The following is a 23,882-nucleotide window of genomic DNA, read 5'->3' as shown; positions in this document are numbered from 1 at the left end:
ATGACCTCACCTACACAACTCGATACACAGCCTTGGTGGATGTACGGCCATGTCTGGCTCATCATTGCAGGACCCGCTGCCGTGGTGGTCGCCGGATTTGTGACCTTGGTGATTGCCATCCGTGTGCCAGACCCTGTGATTGCACAAGACTATTACCGCCGGGGTCTAGAGATCAACAAGACCTTGGCCGAGCAAAAAGCCCTTGCGCCTGCCCTGCAAACCCGCAACCATGCGGCCACGCCTGTGTCTGCCAAGCCTTGATGTTCAAAGCACCCAAGGTGAGCAAGTGATCAAAAATTTATCTTTTTGGAGAACGTGATGTTGGCACAACGAATGATGTGGATTCTCTGGCCAGCCTTTTTGCTTGCGGGTGTTTTAGAAATCTTGGTGTTTGCTTTGCTCGACCCCACAGACCTGCATTGGGCAGGACAACCGATTGACATGTCTAGACAGGGCATTTACACCCTTTCGTTTTTTGTGTTCTGGACCGTGACAGCGGCATCGAGCGCCTTGACCACCTTGTTGTCGGTATTACCCTCTGACGTCAACCGTTGAGTGATTTTTTTAGATCAGAGTGGACCGCAGGTGGGCGGGTTGACCAAAGCTTTCAACGCATCCGTGTTCAAGATACGCACATGGCGCTGCTTGACTTCAATGATCTTGTCATCCGCAAACTTGGAAAAGGTTCGGCTGACCGTCTCTAATTTGAGACCAAGATAGCTGCCAATTTCTTCGCGTGTCATGCGCAGCATCAACTCGGATTGCGAGAAGCCGCGTGCATGCAAGCGTTGCACCAAATTCAACAAGAATGCAGCCAACCGTTCTTCAGCACGCATGCTGCCCAACATCATGATCACGCCGTGTTCGCGTACGATTTCTCGACTCATGATTTTGTGGACATGGTGCTGCAGTGCGTTCACCTCCCGCGACAGCTCTTCAATCCGGTCGAAGGGCATCACACAGACTTCGGCATCTTCTAAGGCAACCGCATCGCACGTGTGACGGTCGCTGACGATGCCGTCGAGCCCAATCACTTCGCCTGCCATCTGAAAGCCTGTGACTTGATCGCGTCCATCTTCGGAGGACACGCAAGTTTTGAAAAATCCAGTGCGTATGGCGTAGAGCGCGTTGAATGGCTCGCCGTTGTGAAACAAATGTGTGCCCTTGGGCACTTTGCGGCGTGTGGCCACCACCTCTTCAATGCGCTGCATATCCGCATCAGTGAGCCCGACGGGCATACACAATTCACGCAGGTTGCAGCTGGAGCAGGCGACTTTGATGGCGTGAGGATTCATACTTCAAACAGACCGGTTTTTTGACTTGTGTCAAAACTAAAAAAGCAGATTCAAGTCACATTATGAGATCCAAATATGACTGTGAACTTATGTCCTCCTCCCTTTTGTCGGCTGCACACCCTTCACCTGTTGTGATCAGTCCTGAATTGCTTCAGCGCTATGACGTGCCAGGCCCCCGCTACACCTCATATCCCACGGCCGATCGGTTTGTAGAGGCCTTCGGCGAGCTCGACTATGTGCAAGCCCTGACGCTGCGGCGTGTGGGTTTGGGCTCCAAGCTTTACCCGTTGTCGCTGTATGTTCACATCCCGTTTTGTGAGTCCCTGTGTTACTACTGTGCGTGCAACAAAATCATCACCAAACACCATGAAAGGGGTGCCGAATATTTGCGCTACGTGACGCGCGAGGTCGAGCTCAATATTGCGCATCTGGGCGTTGGGCAAAGCGTCTCGCAATTGCATCTTGGCGGTGGCAGTCCCACGTTTTTGAGCGATGTTGAATTGCAAGATTTGATGGCCATGCTGCGTCGCAATTTTGTGTTCACGCCGGGTGGTGAATATTCGATAGAGGTTGACCCACGCACCGTCACACCAGAGCGTTTGATACGACTGGCAGAGCTAGGGTTTAACCGTTTGAGTTTTGGCGTGCAAGACTTTGAGCCGGCCGTGCAAAAAGCGGTACACCGCATTCAGCCTGAGGCGCAGGTGTTTGATTTGGTGGCAGTGTCCCGCAAGATTGGCTTTGAGTCCATCAATGTGGATTTGATTTATGGCCTGCCCATGCAAAGTCCCGAGACCTTTGAGCGCACCTTGGCGCAGGTCGTGAAGCTGCACCCCGATCGCATTGCCTTGTACGCCTATGCGCATTTGCCAGAGCGGTTCAAGCCTCAGCGCCGCATTCATGTAGAAGATTTGCCGCCCGCCAGCTCTAAGTTGGCGATGTTGGCCAGTGCCATGCGCGTGTTGATGGCCGCAGGCTATGTCTATGTCGGCATGGATCACTTTGCGCTGTCCACGGACGCGCTGGCGGTGGCTAAGCGTCAAGGACGTTTGCACCGAAACTTTCAAGGCTACAGCACACAACCCGATTGTGATTTGGTGGCGTTGGGGGTGTCGTCGATCGGCCGTGTGGGCAGCACCTTCAGCCAAAACGTGAAAACCTTAGAGGCTTATTACGACCTGCTTGACCAAGGGCGTTTGCCTGTTGAGCGAGGTTTGGCCATGTCACGCGATGACTTGGTGCGACAGTCGGTCATCATGGCGTTGATGTGCCAAGGGCATGTGTTGTTTGAGTCCATCGAGTTGGCGCATCTAATTGATTTTCAGCCCTACTTTGCGCAAGAACTGGAATCGTTGCGGCATATGCAAACGCAAGGGCTTGTGTCCCTAGATTCGACGGGGATTCAGGTGACGGAGTTGGGTTGGTTCTTTGTGCGCGGCGTCGCCATGGTGTTTGATCAATATTTGCAAACAGACCGCAACCGCGCGAGGTTCTCTAAAATCATCTGATGGTGATGAATTCAACTTTAGCCCTGACCGCTTTGCTGATGGGACTGGCGGGCGGCCCGCATTGTTTGGCCATGTGTGGTGCTGTCTGTGCGGGCATTGGCCGTTCTGCACAAAAGCAAGGCGCAGGGCAGGGCACATCGGCCATGCTGTTGTTTCAACTGGGCCGCATCGCGGGCTACAGCACGTTGGGCGCAGTGGCCGCATACACCATGCAAGGCGTGGGCTGGCTCAGCACGCAATCTGCCGTGTTTCGCCCAGTGTGGACCCTGTTGCACTTGTTTGCGTTTTTGGTGGGCTTGCTCTTGCTATGGCGCGCAGAGCAACCCGTGTGGCTCGACGGCATCGGGCGCAACATTTGGCGCCGCGTCCAGAGCCTGACGGCGCACCTCAAGCTGCGCAACGGCGGCGCTGTCGTCTTGGGTTTTTTGTGGGCTTTGATGCCTTGCGGTTTGCTTTACGGTGCCTTGCTGGTGGCCGCATTGAGCAGCAGCCCTCTAGAGGGCGCAGGCGTGATGGCCTTGTTCGCCTTGGGCAGCGCCGTCGTGCTGACGGTGGGCCCTTGGTTGTGGTTGCGCATGCGCGGGTTCAAGCCCACGGGTGTCGCTGGCGCATCCAGTGGCGCATGGGGCGTGCGCTTGGCAGGATTGGCTTTGGCGGCCAGTTCTGGCTGGACCCTTTGGATAGGCTTGGTGGAGTACCAAGCACCGTGGTGCTTGGTTCCGCAATAAGTTGCTGACTTAACTTTTCAGGTGGTCGCTCAACAGTTGAGCCACGTGAATGGCTTGGCGAGCGGCACCGTCTTCAATTTGGTGGCGACAACTTGTGCCGTCTGCCACCACGATGGCATCAGGCTTGGCACGTACTGCGGGCAACAAACTCAGCTCGGCCATTTGCATCGACACCTCTAAGTGCGAGGCCTCATAGCCAAAGCTACCGGCCATGCCGCAGCAGCTACTTTCAATCAGCTCAGGGGCTGCGTTGGGGATAAGGCGAATCACATCCAGCACGGGCGGCATCAAGCCAAAGGCTTTTTGATGGCAGTGGCCGTGTAGCAAGATGGCTTTGACGGCAGGCTTGAGGTGCGTCTTGAGTTCATCCAACGCGCCCGCTTTGGCTTCGCGTGCCAAGAACTCTTCTAGTAAAAGCGCTTGTTCGCTCACGCGGTGTGCGCTGTCGCCCAAGCCCAATACAAGTGCCTCATCACGCAGCGTCAGCAAGCAAGAGGGCTCCAAGCCCACGATGGCAATGTTGCGTTTGGCAAAAGGCAGCAAGGTGTCAATCAGCTCACGGGCGTGTTCACGCGCTTTGTCCACCATGCCGTTGGCCAAGAAGGTGCGACCACAACACAAGTGTCCGGCGTCCGCATCGTGACCGCGCTCGTTTTTCGACGCCACATGCACGCTGTAGCCTGCCGCTTGCAACACACGCAGGGCGGCGTGGGCGTTGCTCGATTCAAAGTAGCCATTGAAGGTGTCAACAAACAGCACCACGGGTTTGCTGGCGCTCAACACAGCTTCTTTTGACACGCCCTGTGTGCCTTGGTTAAAGAAATGTTGGCCCTGCCAAGTGGGCCAGCTGCGTTGTGCAGACAAGCCTGTGAGGCGTTCGGCCAGCTGAGCCAGCAGCGGAATTTTGTTGCGCAAATTCAGCAGGCCTGACCAACGTGCGGCGTGTTGCGCGTAGCGAGGCAGGTAGGCAATCAGGCGGTCTTTGAGGGTGAAGCCATGCTTCGCTTTGTAATGGTGCAGGGTCTCTACTTTCATGCGGGCCATGTCTACGCCTGTCGGGCAATCGCGCTTGCAGCCTTTGCAGCCCACGCACAAGTCCATGGCTTCCATCAATTCAGGGTTGCTCAGGCCCTCAGCGCCGAGCTGGCCGCTCAAGGCCAAGCGCAGGGTGTTGGCGCGACCACGTGTGAGGTGTTTTTCGTCGCGGGTGACGCGGTAGCTGGGGCACATGGTGCCTGCGTCAAATTTGCGGCATGTGCCGTTGTTGTTGCACATCTCCACGGCTTTAGCGAAGCCTTGGGCGGCGTCGCCGCCGGTGCCGGGGGCGGTGGTGAGCTCGGTGGCGGGGTCGTTTTGCACGTCCCACGCACGCCAGTCCAAAGCCGTTTGAATCGGGATGACTTTGTAGTCATTGCCAAAACGCATCAGCGAGGTGTCGTCCATCTTGGGTGGGTTGACGATGCGTTGCGGTGACAACAAATTCAACGGGTCCAAGTGTTGTTTGATTTGCGTGAAGGCCTCGTTGATTTTGGGTCCGAACTGCCACTCAATCCATTCACCGCGACACAAGCCATCGCCGTGCTCGCCGCTGTAAGCGCCTTTGTATTTGCGCACCAAGGCGCTGGCTTCGTCAGCGATTTCGCGCATCTTGGCGGCGCCGTTGCGTCGCATGTCCAAAATTGGACGCACATGCAAGGTGCCCACCGAGGCGTGGGCGTACCACGTGCCTTTGGTGCCATGGCGCTTGAACACTTGGGTCAGCTCGTCGGTGTACTCGGCCAAGCTTTCGAGGGGTACCGCGCAGTCTTCGATGAAGCTCACCGGCTTGCCGTCGCCTTTGAGGCTCATCATGATGTTGAGGCCGGCCTTGCGCACTTCCCACAGGTTTTTTTGGGGTGCGTCGTCGATCATTTCCACCACGCTGCCGGGCAAGCCGAGGTCTCCCATCAGCTCTACCAGTTGGCGCATTTTGGGCTTGAGCATGTCTTTGTTGGCGCCTGCAAATTCGACCAGAAGCACAGCCTCTGGCTCGCCAATCAAGGCGGTGCGAATGGTGGGGGCGAACGCTGGGTTTTGCAGCGACAGGTCGATCATGGTGCGGTCGACCAACTCGACCGCTGTGAGCGTGCCGTCGCCCAGCTTGACGATGTGCTGGGCGGCGTCCATGGCTTTGTAAAAGCTGTCAAAGTTCACCACGCCCAAGACCTTGGCGCGCGGCAAGTCGCTCAGCTTAAGCGTGAGGGATTGGGTCAAGCCCAGCGTGCCTTCGCTGCCAATCAGCAAGTGCGCCAAGTTCACGGAGCCGTCACTGGTGTAAGGGCGCTCGTTTTGGTTGTTGAAAATATCGAGGTTGTAGCCTGCGACGCGGCGCATCACTTTGGGCCAGTGGGCTTCCAGCTCCGGTGTTAATCCTTGTGCCAAGTGTTTGACGAAATCGCCTATTTGCAAAGCACGTCCGCTGCTTGCGCCGTAGGCCCCAAACTGCAGCAATTCGCCGCTGCTCAGCCATGCGTTGGCCCCCACCACGTTGTGCACCATGTTGCCGTAGGCAATCGAGCGGCTGCCACACGAGTTGTTGCCCGCCATTCCGCCCAAGGTGGCTTGGGCGCTGGTGGATACATCCACTGGAAACCACACACCGTGAGCTTTGAGTTGGGCATTCAAGTGGTCCAGCACCATGCCGGGTTCGACCTCGACAGTGCGCGCATCAACGTCGTGCTGAATCACGTTGCGAATGTGTTTGCTGTGGTCAATCACCAAACCTGCGCCGGTGGTTTGGCCGCATTGGCTGGTGCCGCCGCCGCGCGGCACGATGGGTACGCCTAAGTCGCGGCAAATCTGCAGCGCGACGGGCACTTCGTGTGCATGCCGTGGCACAAACACACCCACCGGTGTGATTTGGTAAATCGACGCATCGGTGGCGTATCGGCCTCGGTCGGCAGCTGAGAACAGCACCTCGCCTTGGGTTTCAGCCCGCAACCGCGCGGCCAGTTTGCCTGCAACTTCGTTGCTGCCAGTGGCCACGCGTTCGTAGGTGTTGGCGGGTGTGTCGGTGATGTGGCGGGGCAGAGGTGCGTTCATGGTCAGGCCTTGCGTGTCTGTTTAGTGGTGACGGTGGCGTTGGTTTGTTGGGCGAGTAGTTGGGCGATCACCACGTCGCGTTTGTTTTCTAGGTGTTTGAGCAGCACATCGCGCAGCGCTGGTGCATCGCGGGCTTGCAGGGCGTCGATCATTTGGGTGTGCTCGGCCATGGCCTTGTTCCATTTGTCTTCGTCTTGGTTGGAACGAAAGCGCAAGGCCTGCAACCGAGCGTTAACTTGGTCGTAGGTGCTGGAGAGCACTGGGTTTTTGGCCGCCGCATTGATGGCGCGGTGAATGACGGCGTTGAGTCGGTAATAGGTGGAGAGGTCACGGCGCACATGCGCCGCCATCATTTCCAAATGCAGCGCACGAATTTCGTTCAGCTCTGTGTCGGTGATGCGCTGGGCTGCCAGCATGCCAGATTGGCTTTCTAAGCCTGCCATCACCTCAAAGGTGTTGCGCACATCGGCCTCCGTCAAGGCCACAGCCACTGCGCCACGGTTGGGCAACAACTCGACCAGTCCCTCAGCCGCCAAGGCTTTGATGGCTTCGCGCAAAGGGGTGCGAGAAATGTTCAAGGCCTCGCACAACGTGCGTTCGTTGAGCTTGGCGCCCGGCGCGATTTGGTTCTCTACCAACATTTGTCGCAACCGGTGGGTCACTTGGTTGTGCAAGGCAGCACGGGGGATGGACAAGATTTCTGCGGTCATGGGTTTATTTTGTATGCAAAAAGAAAGAGGGTCAATCGATGAATTTAAAAGATATTTAGGGTATTCGATAGTTGCAAAATGAATTTTGTATGCAAAAAATAGTCAATCTTCAGGAGAACAACGCGCATGCTCAATTTAGACTTTCACCCCACTGGCCGCCACTTTTTGCAAATTCCCGGGCCGTCGCCTGTGCCCGACCGCATCTTGCGGGCCATGAGCTTGCCCACCATCGACCACCGCGGTCCTGAATTTGCGGCGTTGGGTTTAAAGCTCATGGCTGACATGCAAAAGATTTTCAAAACCAAGCACCCGGTCATGATTTATCCCTCGTCGGGCACCGGCGCTTGGGAAGCGGCTTTGGTGAACACCTTGAGCCCGGGCGACCATGTGCTGATGTATGAAACCGGACATTTCGCATTTTTGTGGAACAAGTTGGCAACCCGCTTGGGCATCAAGACCGAAGTGCTTGGACTGCCTGGGGTTGAGGGCTGGCGCCATGGAGTGAACGCCGACATGATCGAGCAGCGCCTTAAGGGCGATACCTCCCACAGCATCAAAGCCGTGTGTGTGGTGCACAACGAAACGTCGACGGGCGTGACCAGCGATATCCCCGCGGTGCGCCGCGCCATCGACAACGCCAAGCATCCGGCTCTGTTGTTGGTCGACACCATTTCAGGCTTGGCCTCAGCCGACTATCGCCACGATGAATGGCGGGTGGATGTGACGATCAGCGGCTCGCAAAAAGGGTTGATGCTGCCGCCTGGCATTGGCTTCAACGCCTTGTCACCCAAAGCCATTGAAGCCAGCAAACAGGCCACGCTCCCAAAATCGTTTTGGGCCTGGGACGAGATGCTGGAGATCAACAAAACGGGTTATTACCCATCTACGCCCAATACCAACTTGATGTATGGTTTGAGTGAAGCTTGCGACATGATTTTGGGTCAAGGTTTGGACGTGGTGTTCAAACGCCATCTGAGATGGGGCGAGGGTGTGCGTTCTGCGGTGAACGCGTGGGGCTTGCCGATTCAATGTGCCGATGCCAAGGTGTATTCCCCTATCTTGACAGGTGTGATGACGCCAGAAGGCATTGATGCTGACGCTGTGCGCAAGGTGATTTACGAGCGCTTTGATTGCTCACTGGGCACCGGCTTGGGCAAGGTCAAAGGCCGCATGTTCCGTATCGGCCATTTGGGCGATTGCAATGATTTGACCTTGATCGCCGCGCTTTCCGCGTGCGAAATGGGCCTCAAACTAAGTGGCGTGAAATTGGCAGATTCGGGCGTGCAAGCCGCCATGGATTTTTTCTCGGCACACCCTGTGCCCCCGTTGGTCAGGTCTTAAAAACACAGAGGAGACAGCATGAAACGCAGAACGCTACTTCAAGCCAGTGCCGCCACAGCCGTGACGTTGGCCGCGCCCATGATTCAGGCGCAAACACTGCCTGCAGGTCCCATTCGCATCGTGGTGGGTTTTCCACCGGGTGGCGGAACCGATGCCTTGGCCCGTGTGCTGGCGCAAAAGCTGCAAGCGATGTGGGGCGTGACCATCGTGATTGACAACAAAGCAGGAGCCGCCGGTGTGATTGCTGCGGACCATGTGGCGAAGCAACCGGCGGATGGCAATACCTTGTTGATGGCGCACATTAACAGTCACGCGCTAGCCCCCAGTTTGCAGCCTAAGTTGGCCTACAACGTGGAACGCGACTTCACACCCATTGGTTTGGTGGGCGTCACGCCCAATTTGTTGATTTGTAACGAAAACCAACCGGCCAAAACAGTGAAAGACTTGGTGGCCTTGTGTAAACAAAATCCAGGCAAGATCAGCTTTGCATCGGCGGGGGGTGGCTCAGCGCAGCATTTGGCGTTGGAGATGTTCAAGCTGCGTGCTGGCATCGACGCGCTGCATGTGCCCTACAAAGGTTCAGGCCCTGCGTTGACCGACCTCATCGGCGGTCAAGTGCAATATTGTTTTGAAACCATGACCTCCGCCACGCCGCACGTGAAAAGCGGCAAAGCCATTGCGCTGGCGCAAACCCGACCCAAACGCGCCAAAGGTCATCCTAGCGTGCCGACCATGGACGAACAAGGGTTTGCAGGCTTTGATGCCACCACGTGGTATGGCTTGGTGGGCCCCGCCAAAATGAACCCTGCCTTCGTAAAGCGTATCAACGAAGACATGAACCGCGTCATGGCCATGCCTGATGTGATCGAAAAATTTGACCAATATGGCGCCGAAGATGGCGGCGGTACACCTGAACGCTTTGCCGAATTTATCCGCAACGAAACCCAGAAATGGGCCAAAGTGGTGAAAGACGCCAAAGTCCAAGCGGACGCTTAACGGCCCCTCTTCAAGGCCCTGAGCTAGGGCCTTGTCGGCTCAACTCGTCAAGCCTTTGTAAAGCATGTAGGCGGCCAGCAGATACAACACGATGGCAAAGACACGCTTGAGCTGTTTGACCGGCAAATTGTGGGCAGCTTTGGCGCCCAAAGGTGCAGTGAACACGCTGCACAGCGCGATCACAGCCAGCGCAGGTACCCAGATATAACCAAACGCGTCAGCGGGCAAGCCCTCCACCGAGCTACCGCTGATCACGTAGCCCAAGACGTTGGCCAGCGCAATCGGAAAGCCCAAGGCAGAGCTGGTCGCCACTGCGTTGTGGATTGCTACGTTGCACCATGCCATGAAGGGGACGCTGATAAAGCCGCCACCTGCGCCGACCAAGCCTGATAAAAATCCAATGGCACCGCCAGCACCTGCCAAACCGGCAGGGCCGGGAACTTGACGTGTGGGCGCGGGTTTTTTGTCCAAAAACATTTGTGTGGCTGAGAACCCGACAAACAAGCCGAAGAAGATCGCCAAGTAAGAGCCTTTGAGCAGGGCGAACACACCCAAGCTGCCGATCATGCTGCCCAAGACGATGCCAGGCGCCAAACCTTTGACCAAATCCCAACGCACGGCGCCACGTTTGTGATGGGCGCGTACGCTGGAAATGGACGTGAATATGATGGTGGCCATCGAGGTGGCGATCGCCATTTTGACGGCCAAGTTGGCATCCACACCGCGATGGGACAACATGATGGTGATGAATGGCACCATCACCATGCCGCCGCCTATGCCCAATAGACCGGCCAGAAAACCTGTGCAAATGCCTAATGCGGCGAGTTCAAGAATCAGTTGGGGTTGGAGGTCCATGAGAGGGCGACGCCTTAAGACAAAAGAAAGAAGGTGTCTGCAAGGGCCTCAGGGCCGTCATCCTGAACCGGGGGTTCAGGTGGGCGAGGTCAGTTTGACGTTGGGTTCATCTGACGCGAGACGATCACGCTCACCAAACGATGTTCCAAGCCCGGGCTCGTATGAGCATTGGTTCAAGGAAATATAAAGCCCCAAGGACTTGCAGACCGAGCCATTGTAGGCGTGCTTTAGAGCAATTGGTTGTCGCTGGCGAGCACGTTGTCGAGTCGCTGCAGAAGGGCCTGCATTTGTACAGTGGATGTACTTTGATCGACCGCAGAAAGCACCGAACTGGGGCGGTCGGTCAAGTCAAACGCTAAATTCAGGGCGGCGAGTACAGCAATGCGGTCACGCGCTTTGATCTTGCCAGCATCGCGAATCTTGCACATGGCCTCATCGACTTTGTTGACTGCTTGACCCAAACGTGTCTCGCCGCCCTCGGGGCAGCCCAACACGTAGCCTTGACCCATGATTTGAACTTCAATTTGCTTCATGCTTTGTCTTTCTCAGCCGCGTTTTGCGGCAACCGCTCAATCAAGGCATCAATGCGATGACGAGCTGCGCTCAGTCGCGACTTCAGCAGATCGCGTTCGTGCGTGAGTTCTTGCATTTGTGCACTCAGCAAGGCGTTGGTGCGCATGAGTTCTTCGTGACGCAGCAGCAAACGCTCCACGCGTTCGGTGATTTGATCGATCAGGGGTGTGTTTGGCATGACCTCCGCATTTTAAGGTGGCTGAAAGGTTAGCCGCTAAAATTTCAAATGTTGGTGCTCGCAGCGTGGTTCACATGCTGCAGTTCAACGGGAAGCAGGAAGGTCGCGTCGACCAACTCGACAACTCCCAACCTGCGCTGCCCCCGCAACGGTCAAGCGGACGAGCCTTTCGGCTCAGCTTCTGTCACACATGCCACTGAGCGCCTTGAACAAGCGCTTGGGAAGGCGACAGAGGTCGTCTCCGCCAGCCCGGATACCGGCCAACAAGGTGGCGGTGCGCCTAAAAATGCGCCGCCTGATCGCTCAAGCACTGTCGGGGAAGGCGGTGAGGGCAAAAAAGTTGGTATTCAAATCATGAAGAAATCTATTCGTCTCCGCGCGCGCGCGTTTGTGCCTGCGCTTTCTGCGTTGTCTTTGGCAAGCTTGACGGCGCTGGCTCAATCTCAATATTCCAGTGATCCAGAAGTGGTTGTTACAACCAACCGCCGAGAGGTAACGGCAGATCAAGTTTTCCAATCTGTCAGTGTGATCACACGACAACAAATTGAAGAAAGTGGCGCCCAATCCATCATGGATTTGTTGGCCGGTTTGCCAGGCGTCCAAACAGCACGAAGTGGTGGAGCAGGCAAGGCGACCAGTGTTTACATGCGTGGAACAACGACAAATCAGCTGCTTGTTCTTGTAAATGGTGTACGTGTCTCTGCTGCAGGAACTGGAGAGTTCGACTGGAATTCTTTTTTGCCTGAACAAATTGAAAAGATTGAAGTCGTTCGAGGTCCATTAGCCAGTCTTTATGGCTCAGATGCCGTAGGTGGTGTGATTCAGATATTTACACGCACACCACAGTCAGGTGTGTCCATTGCTCAAACTATCGGTTCCTATGGAACACGTCAAACGGATGTGTCTATAGGTGGTGGTGGTGAGTGGGTCTATGGTCTTCGTATGGGTACTAAATCCATCGATGGTATGCAAACTATTTTGACTAAACCCAATCGATTTGGTTCGCGTCAAAAATATATTGACGGAACTCTGAATCGCAAATTTGATCGTGACACGCGTTTGCAATTCGGTTTGAGTTATGGCGAAGGTAATAACGAAGACGAATATGGTCTTAATTTTTCTCGAAACTACAGTGGCTTTGCGCGTGTTGATCATGCGACAACTGATAGCTGGCACCAGACATTGCAACTTAGTTCGTTTGGTGTAAATCTGACCGTTCCTAAGGGCTACCCTCCAGGTGAGTTCAGTACAGATAGAACAGCCTTGTCGTGGCAAAACTTGTTCACGATGTCCAGTGGTGTACTGACTTTAGGTGCTGATACGTGGGTCGATAAAGTAGTTAAGTTGGATTATTGGAATGCGGCTAATAACGTCCAAAAAGAGTTGGTCACGAATGCTATTTTTGGTCAGTATGCGACCAAGTGGCAAGATGTTGATTGGCAATTAGGTGGACGCAGTGATCACCATAACGTTTATGGAAATCAGTCCACCTTCAATGCCGCAGCGGGTAAAAAAATCAACTCTAAGTTGCAGGTGATGTCTTCCTATGGCACGGCTTTTAAAGCGCCAACTGCCAACGATTTATATTGGCCCCACTCAGCTGAGCCTAATACAGACGATTTTGGTAACTCTTTAAGTTCTTCAGCCGGTACTTGTGGACCGACGGTGATGACAAGCTGGGGATCGCGAACACCCTGTGTGTACGACACTGTTGGAAACGCAAGCCTTAAACCTGAGAAATCAAAAACGGCAGAAATCGGCATGCGATATGTCGATGGGTATGCATTGAGCTTGAATTACTTTGAGACAAAAATTTCAGACTTGATTTCTTGGAAAAGTACGGAGCAAGGCGTTGGTGACGCCTATGGTTCTTATTACCAGCCTGTAAATGTCAATCAAGTCACAATCCGCGGCCTTGAAACAGGTGTTAGACAACGTATTGCTGATTGGTTTGTTGCGGCGCAATACACCCGTCTTTTAGCGATCAATCAAGAAACAGGCTTGCAATTAGATCGTCGCCCGAAGAGCAGCGCTGCACTTACTTTGTCTAAGGAAATCAAAAGTCATAAAGTCTCCGCTATGTTGCAACTTGCTTCTGAGCGTCTAGACAGCAGTGGACAGAACACCTTAGCTGGCTATGGCGTTTTGAATGTTTCGGATTTGTACAAAATAGATGCCAATTGGTCATTGCTTGCTAGAGTTGATAACGTGCTCGATAAAAAATACACCTTAGCAACATCTTTTGGAACGCCATATGCAACGCCCGGTCGCAGTGGCTATTTGACGTTGCGTTATAGCTATAAGTAAAAGTCTGAATGCTGGCTTCACATCTTCCTTCTCGCATCGTCTGCCTTACCGAGGAAACGACAGAGTGGCTCTACCTGCTGGGGGAAGAGGCGCGCATTGTGGGGATCTCGGGTTACACCGTGCGCCCGCGTCGTGCGCGTGACGAGAAGCCCAAAGTCAGCGCGTTCTTGAGCGCCAAGATTGACAAGATCTTGGCACTCAAGCCCGATTGCGTGTTTGGTTTTTCTGATTTGCAGGCTGACATTGCGGCCTTGCTGATTCGTGCGGGTGTGCAAGTCACGGTGTTCAACCAGCGCAGTGTGGATGAGATTTTTTCAATGCTCTACCAAGTGGCGGCGATGGTGGGGCAAGCCGAGCAAGGCTTGCAGCGTTTGCAGCACATGCGTGCACAGTTGGACGACATACAAAAGACAGCCGCCACCTTCAAGCGCCGCCCCAAGGTGTATTTTGAAGAGTGGGATGAGCCACACTTCAGCGCGATACGTTGGGTGTCTGAGCTGATTGGCATAGCGGGTGGTGACGATTGTTTTCCTGAGTTGGCACAAATGCCCATGGGTAAAGACCGCATCATTGCCAGTGGTCAAACCATCGTGGACCGTGCACCCGACATCATCATTGGCTCGTTGTGTGGCAAGAAGTTTCGCCCAGAAAAAGCAGCAGCACGCGCAGGTTGGCAAGACGTGCCTGCTGTGCGGAATAAGCAGATTTTTGAAATCAAGTCGGCCGACATCTTGCAGCCTGGGCCTGCGGCCTTGACCGATGGTGTGGCGCAGCTGCACCAAATCGTCAAGCGTTGGGAGTCCTCCTATGCGTAGAGGCATGATGAAGCTAAGCATGACTCGGCAACGGTTTGTTATGTTGCATATGTGGGCGTGCTTCGTTGTGATCAACAGTTTCGCCAATCCTGCGCAGGCCGTTGTGTTGCGTGATGACCGTCAAGTGGACGTGACCATCACCCAAGTCCCACAACGCGTCGTCAGCCTGTTGCCTTCGCTCACCGAGACGGTGTGCGCTTTGGGGCAATGCCAAAAGCTGGTGGGTGTGGACCGTTACTCCAACTGGCCAGAGAGCATCGCCAAGCTGCCTCGGATGGGTGGCGGAATTGACCCGAACATCGAAAGCGTGGTGGCGGCCAAACCTGATTTGGTGCTGATGGCCACCTCAGCGCGAGGTGCAGAACGCTTTACCGCTTTGGGCTTGACGGTGCTGGCGCTTGAGCCACGCTCGCATGCCGATGTGCAGCGTGTGATGCGTATCGTGGCCCAAGCGCTGGCTGTGCCTGTACAAGAGAGTGATCGCGCGTGGCGTCACATCGACGCGGCTGTGAATGCCGCCGCGCAATCGATTCCTGTGCAAGCCAAAGGCCAGCGTGTGTACTTTGAAGTCAACCGCGCGCCGTATGGCGCCAGCGAGTCGTCGTTCATTGGCGAAACCTTGCAGCGGCTGGGCGCGGGCAACATCTTGCCCGCATCGTTGGGCCCTTTTCCTCAAATCAATCCGGAGTTTGTGGTGCGCGCTCAGCCCGACATCATCATGGTGGGCGACAGCAACTTTGCAGACATGGCCACACGGCCGGGTTGGCAAAACATGCGGGCAATGCGGACGCAACGTGTGTGCCATTTCAAATCTGAAGAGTCAGATGTGTTGGTGCGTGCAGGTCCGCGCATGGCTGAGGCGGCACGCTTGATGGCCAAATGTTTGACTGAGAAAGCGCAAGCCAACAAAGCCGAGGCCGTCGACAAAACCAAAGGAGCGCCATGACGGACCCAGGCGCGCGCTCCTCTTCGCTGGCCGTGGCCTTGAGCCTGTTGGTGTTCTGTGCATTGGGTATTGCACTGGGCACTGCCGTGGGCACCACAGGTGTCGAGAGTTGGCTCAGTGCTTTCAACGACGACACCGCTTGGCAAATCGTGTGGGACATTCGTTTGCCGCGTAGCTTGGGCGCTTGCGCGGCTGGGGCGTTGCTGGGCTTGGCGGGGGCGTTGGCGCAGGGGTTGTTTCGTAACCCGTTGGCTGACCCTTATTTGTTAGGGAGTGCATCAGGCGCATCGCTGGGTGTGGCCGTCGCGCTTGCGTTGTTTGGGGGTCATCCGTTTGCGGCTGAGTTTGTGGTGCGTTTGGGCTTGACGGGTGCCGCGTTTGTGGGGGCGGTCTTGGCTGTGTTGCTCACGTTGGTGCTGGCGCGTGGTGTGCAGCACACCTTGCGCTTGTTGTTGGCGGGCGTGATTGTGGGGGTGGTGTTCGGTGCGGTGGCTTCGTTGATCACCCTCATGCGCCCCGATGTGTTGCAAGGCATGCAGGGTTTTTTGTTGGGCTCCACTAGCTTCATTGGTTGGAACGCTTGTGTGCTGATGCTCGGTGTGTTGCTGGTGTGCTTGGTGTTGGCTTTCACGTTGAGCCGTGTGCTCGATGCCTTGAGTTTGGGTGAATCCACGGCCTTGAGCTTGGGGTTGCCGCTTATCCCCATGCGTGTCGCGTTGGTGTGTGTGTTGGCGTTGGCAACGGGCACGGCGGTGGCGCAAACGGGCTTGGTCGCATTTGTCGGCTTGGCTGCACCGCACTTGGTGCGCTCCGTGGTGAAGAGCCAACACAATTGGATCGTGGTGTTGTCTGCCTTGATGGGCGGCTTACTGCTGCTCGCCGCCGACTTGCTGGCCCGCCTGTTGCTGTCGCCACAAGAGATGCCTGTGGGGGTGCTGACGGCGGTGTTGGGTGGCGGCTATTTGTTGTGGCTCATGTACCGCAGTCAAACATCAAGGGCGGCTTGATGAGTACGTCGTCGTTTGCTTTGCGCTTGATGGATGTGCATGTGTCTCTTGCCGGTCATGAGGTCTTGCACGGGATTGATCTGTCGTTGACCGCAGGGCGTTGGAGCAGCATTGTGGGCCCCAACGGCGCGGGTAAATCCACCTTGCTCAAAGCCATGGCAGGCTTGCTGCCTGTCACTGGCAGCATCTTTTTGTTTGACCAAACGTTGATGGCGATGGACCGCAAGCAGCGCGCGCAGCAGCTGTCGTGGTTGGGTCAAAACGAATCGGCATCCGACGACTTGCGCGTGTGGGATGTGGTCATGCTGGGGCGCATGCCGCATCAAGACTGGCTGGCTGCGCCCAGCGCTAAAGATCATGCGGTGGTCGAAACGGCCTTGCAAGCCACAGGCGCTTGGGATTGGCGCGAGCGCTCGTTGGGTCAGCTGTCGGGTGGCGAATGCCAACGTGTGCTGCTGGCTCGTGCCATGGCCGTGCAAGCGCAAGTCATGTTGATGGACGAGCCTTTGGCCAACCTGGACCCCCCGCATCAAGTGGATTGGCTAGAGCAAGTGCGCTGCCTCACCTCGCAAAACACCACGGTCGTGAGCGTGCTGCACGAAGTGGGCATGGCCTTGCATGCGGACGACTTGGTGGTCATGCAAGCGGGCCGCGTGGTGCACCAAGGCCCATGTGCCGACGCCGTCACACACCGCGCTGTTGAAGCGGTGTTTGGCAAGCGTATTGCGATCCATGCGTTGGATGGCCAGTGGGTGGCTGTGCCCAAGTTTTAAAATTCTCAAGCACAGGTGATGACCGCCAGTTCAGTCAGGTTGATTTGTCTCTTGGTGCTTTGGCGGATTCTTTCATTGGCGCATAGCGCGCACACAGCAACGCGATCAGCGATTGGGCATAGGCGGGCAGGGCGGCTTGGTCGCGTGTCAGGATGTAGCGCTCACGCACGCTCCACGCGTCGCTGAGTTCTACCAACGCCATGTTCATGGCGTCTTGATTGCGTCTGGCGGCTGATTCAGGAACGATGCCAACTCCCACGCCCGCGCCAATCATGCGGCACATGGCATCAAAACTGGAGAGCTGAATGCGCAGCTTCAGGGGCTTGCCCAATCGCTCTGTCACTTGGCTCAAGAAAGTTTGTAAGGTGCTGCCGTGATGCATGCCCACGGCGTCTTCGTCGAGCGTGTCTACAAACGCCACTTTTTGGCGTTGTGCCAGCGGGTGGTTTTTGGCGGTGGCCAGCACCAAGCGGTCGGTGCTGAAGTGCAGGCTTTGCAGGCCCAGTGTGTCCACTTGTCCGGCCACGATGCCGATGTCAGCCCGACCATCTTGCACACCACGCGCAATGTCAGCATTCGGTTTTTCTTGAAGGTCGATGTTCACCTTGGGGTTGTCTGCCAAGAACTCTGGCAAGATTTCTGGCAAAAAATCAGTCACAGCGGTGGTGTTGGCAAATACTCGCAAATGGCCGCGCAAGCCGCCCCCGTATTCTTGTAAATCGCCGCGCATTTGGTCGACTTGACGCAGCATCAAACGAGCGTGGTGCAAGAACGCTTGTCCCGGTGGTGACAGACGTACGCCACGCGCTTCTCGGTACAAAAGCGGTAAGTCGGTTTGAGCTTCGAGTGCTTTGATACGTGCGCTGGCCGCGGCCAGTGACAGGTGTTGTTTGGCAGCTGCCTTGGTGAGGCTGCCTTCGTCAGCGGCCCACACAAAAAGCCGGAGATCATTCAGGTCGAAATGCATGGTGCCATGTTAATGCTGCCAAGCCTAAGCCTTCGGAAAAACAAGAGGCTGGATCTGGAAATGACCGATTGCGCTGCCGCGTCAAACCGCCGAACATCCACCCACTTATTTTGGAGATGTGGATGATCAACCTTTTATCTAAGTCACGTCGCATGACTCGGCGTGCTTTGTGTTGCGCTTGTTTGTGCGTTGCGGCTGGCACTGGCATGGCGCAGTCGACCTACCCAAGTCGTGCCATTTTGATGATCGTTCCGCAAACCGCGGGCGGTACCAACGACATCGTGGGGCGCGTGGTGAGCCAAAAGCTTTCTGAAATTTTGGGTTCGCCTGTGGCGGTGGAAAACCGCCCAGGCGCCGGCGGCAACATCGGCACGCAGTTCGCGGCCAAGTCGGCCAAAGACGGCTACACCTTGTTGATGACCATCAGCAGCAGCCAAGCGATCAACCCAGCGCTCTACAAAAACCCGGGTTTTGACCCCGTCAAAGATTTCAAGCCCGTCGCCTTGATTGGCGCCGTGCCCAATGTGTTGTTGGCCAACGCCGACTTTCCTGCCAAGTCGATGAAAGAGCTCATCGCCATGGCCAAAGCCAAACCTGGCCAGTACCAATACGCCTCAGCGGGCAACGGCACCTTGAACCACTTGCTGGGGGAGATGCTCAACAGCATGGCCGGCATCGACTTGCAGCATGTGCCCTACAAAGGCGTGGCACCGGCGCTGAACGACGTGCTGGGCGGCCAGTTACCGTTGGTGTTTGCCAGCTTGCCATCGTCGCTGGCGCACATCAAGTCGGGCAAGCTCAAACCGTTGGCTGTTAGCAGCTCCAAGCGTTCGCCCGCTTTGCCCGATGTGCCCGCCTTGTCTGAAGTGGTTCCTGGCTACACAGGCACTTTGTGGATTGGCCTCTTTGCCCCCGCCGGTGTTCCTGCGGATGTGCAGATCAAACTGCAAGACGCCATGGCCAAAACCTTGGCCGCCAAAGACCTGCGCGACAAGTTGGAGTTGCAAGGCGTTGAAATGGCTGGGCCCACCACACCAGAACAATTCGCAACCTTGTTGAACGAAGACATCGTGCGCTGGGCGCAGATTGTCAAAAGCTCTGGCGCTTCGATTGACTGACCGATGACCACCCACCTCGACCCCCAAACCCTCGCGCACTTGCAAACCTGGCAAGGCCGCAGCGAAACCTTAGAAGACCTCATCACCCCCGCACCCTTGCGCGCTTTGAGTGCCACGCTGGATCGTGACGACCCGTTGCCTGCCGCGGGCACCGAGCTGCCTGCGTTGTGGCATTGGTTGTACTTTTTGCCCCATCACCGCCAAAGCGAGATTGGGCCCGATGGCCATGCGAAGCGCGGTGGCTTTTTGCCGCCTGTGCCGCTGCCGCGTCGCATGTGGGCAGGTGGACGTTTGCAGTGGCATGCGCCGCTGCGCGTGGGCGATGCACTCAAGCGCGTCTCCACCATCCAATCCGTCACGCATAAATCGGGCCGCACGGGCGATTTGTTGTTTGTGCTCGTGAAGCATGAAGTGCACAACGCAGACGGTTTGTGTTTGACGGAAGAGCACGACATCGTGTATCGCCCAGCGGCCCAGCCTGGCGACCCTATGCCTGCGCCGGTGGCTGCCGCCAGCATGGTTGGACAAGGTGCCCCATTGGTGCAAAGCGGTGGCAACAGTGAATTGTGGCAACGTGACATCGCGCCTGATGACGTGCTGTTGTTTCGCTATTCCGCGCTCACCTTCAACGGCCACCGCATCCATTACGACCGCACCTACGTCACCGACGTCGAGGGCTATCCCGGCCTCATCGTGCACGGCCCGTTGATTGCCACTTTGTTGGTGGATCTGGTGCGCCGTCACACGAACCGCCCCATCCAACGCTTTGAATTCAAAGCGCTGCGTCCCACGTTTGAGTGCGGCGACCAACGTATCTTGCGTGTCAACGGTCAACCCCAAGCAGACGGCAACCAGGTGCGCCTTTGGGCGCAAGACCACGAAGGCTGGCTCACCATGCAAGCCACCGCTGAGCTCGGCTGACCTCATTTTTGAAAAGACGTTTTTATGTTGCACACCCCTGACCAATACCAAGACATCCGCGACGCTGTGCGCGACCTTTGCGCCCAGTTCCCTGACGAATACCACCGCAAGATTGACGAAAAACGCGGCTATCCCGAAGAATTTGTGGACGCGCTCACCAAAGCGGGCTGGATGGCCGCGCTGATTCCGCAGCAATACGGCGGCTCGGGCCTGAGCATGGCCGAGGCCTCGGTCATCATGGAAGAGATCAACCGCTCGGGCGGCAACTCGGGCGCCTGTCACGGCCAGATGTACGTGATGAACTCCATCGTGCGCAGCGGTTCTCAACAACAAAAAGACACGTTGCTGCCCAAAATTGCCACGGGCGAATTGCGCATTCAGTCCATGGGCGTGACCGAGCCCACCACCGGCAGCGACACCACCAAACTCAAAACCAGCGCTGTCAAAAAAGATGGCCGCTGGGTCATCAACGGCCAGAAGGTTTGGATCTCGCGCATCCAGCACAGCGACCTGATGATTCTGCTGGCGCGCACCACGCCCGCTGACCAGGTGAAGAAAAAGTCCGAAGGCTTGTCCTGCTTTTTGATCGACCTCAAAACAGCGATTGGCAACGGCCTAACCGTGCGTCCGATCCTGAACATGGTCAACCACGAGACCAACGAATTGTTTTTTGACAACCTCGAAATTCCCGAAGACGCGCTGCTGGGTGAAGAGGGCAAAGGCTTCAAGACCCTGCTCGACGGCCTGAACGCTGAGCGCACCTTGATCGCTGCGGAGTGCATTGGCGACGGTTATTGGTTCATTGACCGCGCCAGCAAATATGCCAACGAGCGTGTGGTGTTTGGCCGCCCCATTGGTCAAAACCAGGGCGTGCAGTTCCCGATTGCCGATGCCTTCATCGAGCTGGAAGCCGCCAACCTGATGCGCTGGAAGGCCTGCGAAAAAATTGATGCCCTACAAAACGCTGGCGCTGAAGCCAACATGGCGAAGTATCTTGCGGCCAAGGCCAGCTGGGAAGCGGCCAACGTTTGTTTGCAAACGCATGGCGGCTTTGGCTTTGCCTGCGAGTACGACATCGAGCGCAAATTCCGCGAGACCCGCTTGTACCAAGTGGCGCCGGTGTCGACCAACATGATCTTTTCTTATGTTGCCGAGCATTTGCTGGGTTTGCCAAGGTCGTTCTGATGACACACGCTGCTTCACATTCCGCATCACCGTTTGCCGCCAATGCCGGCGTGCGTCCGCTCGACCACATCACCGTCGTGTCTCTAGAGCACGCGATTGCCGCGCCGTTTTGCACGCGCCAGTTGGCGGACTTGGGCGCCCGCGTCATCAAGGTGGAGCGCCCCGGCGCCGGTGACTTTGCACGCGCTTACGACCAACGTGCCAAAGGTCAGTCCTCGCACTTTGTATGGGTCAATCGCTCCAAAGAAAGTCTGGCGCTGGACCTGAAAGACCCGCAAGATTTGGCGGTGCTCAAACAGCTCATTGCCAAGGCCGATGTGTTGGTGCAAAACCTCGCACCCGGTGCCACGGGGCGAATGGGCTTGGATGCCGCCACTTTGCGCGCCGAGAACCCGCGCCTCATCGTGTGCGACATCTCCGGCTACGGCAACGACGGTCCGTACCGCGACAAGAAAGCCTACGACTTACTCATCCAAAGTGAAGCGGGTTTCTTGAGCATCACCGGCACGCCCGATCACCCCAGCAAAAGCGGCAACTCGATTGCCGACATCGCAGCGGGCATGTACGCCTACACCAACATCTTGTCAGCGCTGATTCAGCGTGACAAAACAGGGGAGGGTTCACACATCGATGTGTCCATGCTCGAAGCCTTGGGCGAGTGGATGGGCTACCCCATGTATTACGCGATGGACAACGCGTCGCCGCCGCCGCGCAGCGCCGCGGCGCACGCCACCATTTACCCGTATGGTCCTTTCGCCGCAGGCGATGGTGGCACGGTGATGTTGGGCTTGCAAAACGAACGTGAGTGGGTGCAGTTTTGCCAGCATGTGCTGCAGCAACCCGAACTGGCCACCGACGCGCGTTTCAACAGCAATGCCCTGCGCAACGCCAACCGCAACGCGTTAGAAAAAATCATCCTCGACACCTTTGCCGCGTTGACGGCTGAGCAAGTGATTGCGCGTTTGGATGTGGCGCAAATTGCCAACGCCCGCATGAACACCATGGCCGAGCTGTGGGCACATCCGCAGCTCCAAGCGCGTGAGCGTTGGACTTCGGTCGATTCACCTGCGGGTGACTTGCCAGCCTTGTTGCCACCCGGCAAACAAAGTGCGTTTGATTACCGCATGGGTGCTATTCCTAAAGTGGGCGAGCACACCGAAGCGATTTTGAAAGAACTGGGAGTTCAACGATGAGTGCCATTTCCACAACCGTGCCCTCTAGCGCCACCGCCACGCTCGCTGCCTTTGCTGCGAACCTGAAGACCGCTGACATTCCTGAGCATGTGCTGCGCAAAACCGAAGACCTGTGGGTCGATTGGTTTGGCTCAGCCATTGCAGGTCATGGCTCGCGACCTGTTGAAACCTTGACCAAATTCGCGGTGAGCATGGGGCCTGCATCCGGCCCCAGCGAGGTGTTGACCAACCGCCGCACCACCAGCCCTTATTGGGCGGCGATGGCCAATGCCGCCGCATCGCATGTGGCCGAGCAAGACGATGTGCACAACGGCTCGGTGTTTCACCCAGCCACGGTGGTGTTCTCGCCCGTGTTGGCTGTCGCGCAAGCCATTGGGGCCACGGGTGCGCAACTCATCACCGCAGCCGTGGCGGGTTATGAGGTGGGCATTCGTGTGGGTGAGTTTTTAGGACGCTCGCATTACCGCGTGTTTCACACCACAGGGACAGCGGGCACCTTGGCAGCCGCTGCGGCTGTGGGGCATTTGCTGGGGCTCAATGCCACGCAGATGCAGCACGCGTTTGGATCGGCCGGCACACAGTCTGCGGGTTTGTGGGAGTTCTTGCGTACCGCAGCAGACTCCAAACAATTGCACACCGCCCACGCTGCAGGTGCCGGCTTGATGGCCGCTTATTTGGCCAAAGACAACTTCACCGGTGCGGCACAAATTTTGGAAGGTCCACAAGGCATGGCTGCGGGCATGTCCAGCGATGCCGATGTGCGCAAACTCACCGACGGCTTGGGCACCCGTTGGGCCACGGCAGAAACCTCGTTCAAGTACCACGCCTCGTGCCGCCATACGCATCCTGCGGCCGATGCCTTGCTGAAAGTGATGCAAGACCACCAGCTCAAAATTGCTCACTTGGCCCGCGTGGTCACCCATGTGCACCAAGGGGCGATTGACGTGTTGGGCCCTGTCACAAACCCGAGCACCGTGCACCAAAGCAAGTTCAGCATGGGCACGGTGTTGGCCTTGGTGGCGCGCTTTGAGCATGCGGGGTTGAGCGAGTTTGACCAGCATTTCAAAGACGACATCACCCAAGCCTTGCGCGACAAAGTGGAGATGGTGTTGGACGACGAAGTGGACACCGCTTACCCGCAGCGTTGGATTGGCAAGGTCACCGTGCACACGACGGATGGCCGCGTGTTGCACGGGCGCGTGGATGAGCCCAAGGGCGACCCAGGCAACACGCTGAGCCGCGATGAAATCACGGCCAAGGCCCTGCTTCTTGCCGCGCACAGCGGTGGCGCCACGCCGGATGAGATGGCTGCCGCCGTGGCGCAGCTTTGGCAAGTCATGCAGTGGCCGATCGTCCCGCGGGTGATGCCCGTGCAGGCTTGAGGC

At 56.6% G+C, this 23,882-nt stretch carries 23 protein-coding genes and 1 riboswitch; of the genes, 16 read left to right on the top strand and 7 right to left on the bottom strand.

What is annotated here, in order from left to right:
* Together B9Z42_RS08150 and B9Z42_RS08145 are read left to right on the top strand one after the other, a co-directional pair.
* A complete protein-coding gene (locus B9Z42_RS08150; RefSeq protein WP_100132873.1) occupies positions 1-261 on the top strand; it encodes a FixH family protein in 261 nt (86 codons plus the stop codon).
* Positions 262-318: 57 nt separating this feature from the next.
* Positions 319-555 carry a hypothetical protein gene (locus B9Z42_RS08145; protein ID WP_100132872.1) on the top strand — a complete coding sequence of 79 codons (237 nt, stop codon included), beginning with the start codon at positions 319-321 and terminating at the stop codon, positions 553-555.
* Between the two features lie 14 nt (positions 556-569).
* Here the strand turns inward: B9Z42_RS08145 and B9Z42_RS08140 are convergent, their stop codons facing one another.
* Complete coding sequence (locus tag B9Z42_RS08140) at positions 570-1,295, bottom strand: helix-turn-helix domain-containing protein (protein WP_100132871.1); 726 nt, start codon at positions 1,293-1,295, stop codon at positions 570-572.
* A gap of 89 nt (positions 1,296-1,384) precedes the next feature.
* Here B9Z42_RS08140 and hemN point away from each other — a divergent pair, with 89 nt between their 5' ends.
* Positions 1,385-2,803: an oxygen-independent coproporphyrinogen III oxidase gene (gene hemN, locus B9Z42_RS08135; RefSeq protein ID WP_100132870.1), complete on the top strand. Its 1,419-nt coding sequence runs from the start codon at positions 1,385-1,387 to the stop codon at positions 2,801-2,803.
* Complete coding sequence (locus tag B9Z42_RS08130; protein WP_369806860.1) at positions 2,803-3,531, top strand: sulfite exporter TauE/SafE family protein; 729 nt, start codon at positions 2,803-2,805, stop codon at positions 3,529-3,531. Before hemN ends, B9Z42_RS08130 begins: the two co-directional genes overlap by 1 nt.
* A gap of 9 nt (positions 3,532-3,540) precedes the next feature.
* On the opposite strand, the gene B9Z42_RS08125 is transcribed toward B9Z42_RS08130, so the two are convergent.
* Positions 3,541-6,612 carry an FAD-binding and (Fe-S)-binding domain-containing protein gene (locus tag B9Z42_RS08125; protein WP_100132869.1) on the bottom strand — a complete coding sequence of 1,024 codons (3,072 nt, stop codon included), beginning with the start codon at positions 6,610-6,612 and terminating at the stop codon, positions 3,541-3,543.
* A gap of 2 nt (positions 6,613-6,614) precedes the next feature.
* On the bottom strand, positions 6,615-7,322 hold the full coding sequence (locus B9Z42_RS08120) for a GntR family transcriptional regulator (RefSeq protein ID WP_100132868.1): 708 nt from the start codon (positions 7,320-7,322) through the stop codon (positions 6,615-6,617).
* Positions 7,323-7,448: 126 nt separating this feature from the next.
* On the opposite strand from B9Z42_RS08120, the gene B9Z42_RS08115 reads away from it, so the two are divergent.
* Together B9Z42_RS08115 and B9Z42_RS08110 are read left to right on the top strand one after the other, a co-directional pair.
* Complete coding sequence (locus B9Z42_RS08115; protein ID WP_100132867.1) at positions 7,449-8,663, top strand: alanine--glyoxylate aminotransferase family protein; 1,215 nt, start codon at positions 7,449-7,451, stop codon at positions 8,661-8,663.
* 18 nt (positions 8,664-8,681) lie between these two features.
* Positions 8,682-9,659, top strand: coding sequence for a tripartite tricarboxylate transporter substrate binding protein (locus tag B9Z42_RS08110; protein ID WP_100132866.1), 978 nt, complete (start codon positions 8,682-8,684; stop codon positions 9,657-9,659).
* A gap of 39 nt (positions 9,660-9,698) precedes the next feature.
* On the opposite strand, the gene B9Z42_RS08105 is transcribed toward B9Z42_RS08110, so the two are convergent.
* The 3 genes from B9Z42_RS08105 to B9Z42_RS08095 form a co-directional block, all read right to left on the bottom strand.
* Entirely contained in the window at positions 9,699-10,514 is an 816-nt protein-coding gene (locus B9Z42_RS08105; RefSeq protein ID WP_100132865.1) for a sulfite exporter TauE/SafE family protein, read from the bottom strand.
* Positions 10,515-10,741: 227 nt separating this feature from the next.
* Positions 10,742-11,047 carry a cell division protein ZapA gene (locus B9Z42_RS08100; RefSeq protein ID WP_100132864.1) on the bottom strand — a complete coding sequence of 102 codons (306 nt, stop codon included), beginning with the start codon at positions 11,045-11,047 and terminating at the stop codon, positions 10,742-10,744.
* Positions 11,044-11,265 carry a DUF904 domain-containing protein gene (locus tag B9Z42_RS08095; protein WP_100132863.1) on the bottom strand — a complete coding sequence of 74 codons (222 nt, stop codon included), beginning with the start codon at positions 11,263-11,265 and terminating at the stop codon, positions 11,044-11,046. Before B9Z42_RS08095 ends, B9Z42_RS08100 begins: the two co-directional genes overlap by 4 nt.
* 35 nt (positions 11,266-11,300) lie before the next feature.
* Positions 11,301-11,545, top strand: a riboswitch (cobalamin riboswitch).
* A gap of 74 nt (positions 11,546-11,619) precedes the next feature.
* Here B9Z42_RS08095 and B9Z42_RS08085 point away from each other — a divergent pair.
* From B9Z42_RS08085 to B9Z42_RS08065, 5 genes are read left to right on the top strand one after another with little or no spacing between them, the layout of a single operon-like run.
* Positions 11,620-13,572 (top strand): TonB-dependent receptor domain-containing protein, encoded by a 1,953-nt coding sequence (locus B9Z42_RS08085; RefSeq protein ID WP_143474056.1) that lies wholly within the window; start codon positions 11,620-11,622, stop codon positions 13,570-13,572.
* 8 nt (positions 13,573-13,580) lie between these two features.
* The gene (locus tag B9Z42_RS08080) at positions 13,581-14,387 is read left to right on the top strand and encodes an ABC transporter substrate-binding protein (protein ID WP_100132862.1); all 807 of its coding nucleotides are present in this window, start codon (positions 13,581-13,583) and stop codon (positions 14,385-14,387) included.
* A gap of 40 nt (positions 14,388-14,427) precedes the next feature.
* Positions 14,428-15,333, top strand: a complete 906-nt coding sequence (locus tag B9Z42_RS08075) for an ABC transporter substrate-binding protein (protein ID WP_233203572.1) — start codon at positions 14,428-14,430, stop codon at positions 15,331-15,333.
* A complete protein-coding gene (locus B9Z42_RS08070; protein ID WP_199172006.1) occupies positions 15,330-16,340 on the top strand; it encodes an iron ABC transporter permease in 1,011 nt (336 codons plus the stop codon). The genes B9Z42_RS08075 and B9Z42_RS08070 overlap by 4 nt, the downstream gene beginning before the upstream one ends.
* Positions 16,340-17,113, top strand: a complete 774-nt coding sequence (locus B9Z42_RS08065) for an ABC transporter ATP-binding protein (protein ID WP_100132860.1) — start codon at positions 16,340-16,342, stop codon at positions 17,111-17,113. Before B9Z42_RS08070 ends, B9Z42_RS08065 begins: the two co-directional genes overlap by 1 nt.
* Positions 17,114-17,147: 34 nt before the next feature.
* Here B9Z42_RS08065 and B9Z42_RS08060 read toward each other — a convergent pair whose 3' ends face one another.
* Positions 17,148-18,080 carry a LysR family transcriptional regulator gene (locus B9Z42_RS08060; protein WP_100132859.1) on the bottom strand — a complete coding sequence of 311 codons (933 nt, stop codon included), beginning with the start codon at positions 18,078-18,080 and terminating at the stop codon, positions 17,148-17,150.
* A 152-nt stretch (positions 18,081-18,232) separates the two neighbouring features.
* On the opposite strand from B9Z42_RS08060, the gene B9Z42_RS08055 reads away from it, so the two are divergent.
* From B9Z42_RS08055 to B9Z42_RS08035, 5 genes are read left to right on the top strand one after another with little or no spacing between them, the layout of a single operon-like run.
* A complete protein-coding gene (locus B9Z42_RS08055) occupies positions 18,233-19,198 on the top strand; it encodes a tripartite tricarboxylate transporter substrate binding protein (RefSeq protein ID WP_100132858.1) in 966 nt (321 codons plus the stop codon).
* A gap of 3 nt (positions 19,199-19,201) precedes the next feature.
* Positions 19,202-20,119, top strand: coding sequence for a MaoC family dehydratase N-terminal domain-containing protein (locus B9Z42_RS08050; RefSeq protein WP_100132857.1), 918 nt, complete (start codon positions 19,202-19,204; stop codon positions 20,117-20,119).
* 24 nt (positions 20,120-20,143) lie between these two features.
* On the top strand, positions 20,144-21,304 hold the full coding sequence (locus B9Z42_RS08045) for an acyl-CoA dehydrogenase family protein (RefSeq protein WP_100132856.1): 1,161 nt from the start codon (positions 20,144-20,146) through the stop codon (positions 21,302-21,304).
* On the top strand, positions 21,304-22,497 hold the full coding sequence (locus tag B9Z42_RS08040; protein WP_100132855.1) for a CaiB/BaiF CoA-transferase family protein: 1,194 nt from the start codon (positions 21,304-21,306) through the stop codon (positions 22,495-22,497). The genes B9Z42_RS08045 and B9Z42_RS08040 overlap by 1 nt, the downstream gene beginning before the upstream one ends.
* Positions 22,494-23,879, top strand: coding sequence for an MmgE/PrpD family protein (locus tag B9Z42_RS08035; protein WP_100132854.1), 1,386 nt, complete (start codon positions 22,494-22,496; stop codon positions 23,877-23,879). Before B9Z42_RS08040 ends, B9Z42_RS08035 begins: the two co-directional genes overlap by 4 nt.
* Positions 23,880-23,882: the final 3 nt, after the last annotated feature.

This window comes from Limnohabitans sp. B9-3 (assembly GCF_002778325.1).
In the GTDB taxonomy this organism is placed as follows: Bacteria; Pseudomonadota; Gammaproteobacteria; order Burkholderiales; family Burkholderiaceae_C; genus Limnohabitans; species Limnohabitans kasalickyi.
Note: the sequence above shows the minus strand (reverse complement) of the source record. Positions and strands in the feature narration are given on the sequence as shown.

Coding starts and splice junctions, on each gene's coding strand:
- B9Z42_RS08115 (WP_100132867.1), top strand. CDS start 7,449: ATGCTCAATTTAGACTTTCACCCCACTGGCCGCCACTTTTTGCAAATT.
- B9Z42_RS08080 (WP_100132862.1), top strand. CDS start 13,581: ATGCTGGCTTCACATCTTCCTTCTCGCATCGTCTGCCTTACCGAGGAA.
- B9Z42_RS08145 (WP_100132872.1), top strand. CDS start 319: ATGTTGGCACAACGAATGATGTGGATTCTCTGGCCAGCCTTTTTGCTT.
- B9Z42_RS08040 (WP_100132855.1), top strand. CDS start 21,304: ATGACACACGCTGCTTCACATTCCGCATCACCGTTTGCCGCCAATGCC.
- B9Z42_RS08110 (WP_100132866.1), top strand. CDS start 8,682: ATGAAACGCAGAACGCTACTTCAAGCCAGTGCCGCCACAGCCGTGACG.
- B9Z42_RS08150 (WP_100132873.1), top strand. CDS start 1: ATGACCTCACCTACACAACTCGATACACAGCCTTGGTGGATGTACGGC.
- B9Z42_RS08100 (WP_100132864.1), bottom strand. CDS start 11,047: ATGAAGCAAATTGAAGTTCAAATCATGGGTCAAGGCTACGTGTTGGGC.
- B9Z42_RS08050 (WP_100132857.1), top strand. CDS start 19,202: ATGACCACCCACCTCGACCCCCAAACCCTCGCGCACTTGCAAACCTGG.
- B9Z42_RS08055 (WP_100132858.1), top strand. CDS start 18,233: ATGACTCGGCGTGCTTTGTGTTGCGCTTGTTTGTGCGTTGCGGCTGGC.
- B9Z42_RS08070 (WP_199172006.1), top strand. CDS start 15,330: ATGACGGACCCAGGCGCGCGCTCCTCTTCGCTGGCCGTGGCCTTGAGC.
- B9Z42_RS08105 (WP_100132865.1), bottom strand. CDS start 10,514: ATGGACCTCCAACCCCAACTGATTCTTGAACTCGCCGCATTAGGCATT.
- B9Z42_RS08125 (WP_100132869.1), bottom strand. CDS start 6,612: ATGAACGCACCTCTGCCCCGCCACATCACCGACACACCCGCCAACACC.
- B9Z42_RS08120 (WP_100132868.1), bottom strand. CDS start 7,322: ATGACCGCAGAAATCTTGTCCATCCCCCGTGCTGCCTTGCACAACCAA.
- B9Z42_RS08140 (WP_100132871.1), bottom strand. CDS start 1,295: ATGAATCCTCACGCCATCAAAGTCGCCTGCTCCAGCTGCAACCTGCGT.
- hemN (WP_100132870.1), top strand. CDS start 1,385: ATGTCCTCCTCCCTTTTGTCGGCTGCACACCCTTCACCTGTTGTGATC.
- B9Z42_RS08065 (WP_100132860.1), top strand. CDS start 16,340: ATGAGTACGTCGTCGTTTGCTTTGCGCTTGATGGATGTGCATGTGTCT.
- B9Z42_RS08060 (WP_100132859.1), bottom strand. CDS start 18,080: ATGCATTTCGACCTGAATGATCTCCGGCTTTTTGTGTGGGCCGCTGAC.
- B9Z42_RS08045 (WP_100132856.1), top strand. CDS start 20,144: ATGTTGCACACCCCTGACCAATACCAAGACATCCGCGACGCTGTGCGC.
- B9Z42_RS08085 (WP_143474056.1), top strand. CDS start 11,620: ATGAAGAAATCTATTCGTCTCCGCGCGCGCGCGTTTGTGCCTGCGCTT.
- B9Z42_RS08095 (WP_100132863.1), bottom strand. CDS start 11,265: ATGCCAAACACACCCCTGATCGATCAAATCACCGAACGCGTGGAGCGT.
- B9Z42_RS08130 (WP_369806860.1), top strand. CDS start 2,803: ATGGTGATGAATTCAACTTTAGCCCTGACCGCTTTGCTGATGGGACTG.
- B9Z42_RS08035 (WP_100132854.1), top strand. CDS start 22,494: ATGAGTGCCATTTCCACAACCGTGCCCTCTAGCGCCACCGCCACGCTC.
- B9Z42_RS08075 (WP_233203572.1), top strand. CDS start 14,428: ATGTTGCATATGTGGGCGTGCTTCGTTGTGATCAACAGTTTCGCCAAT.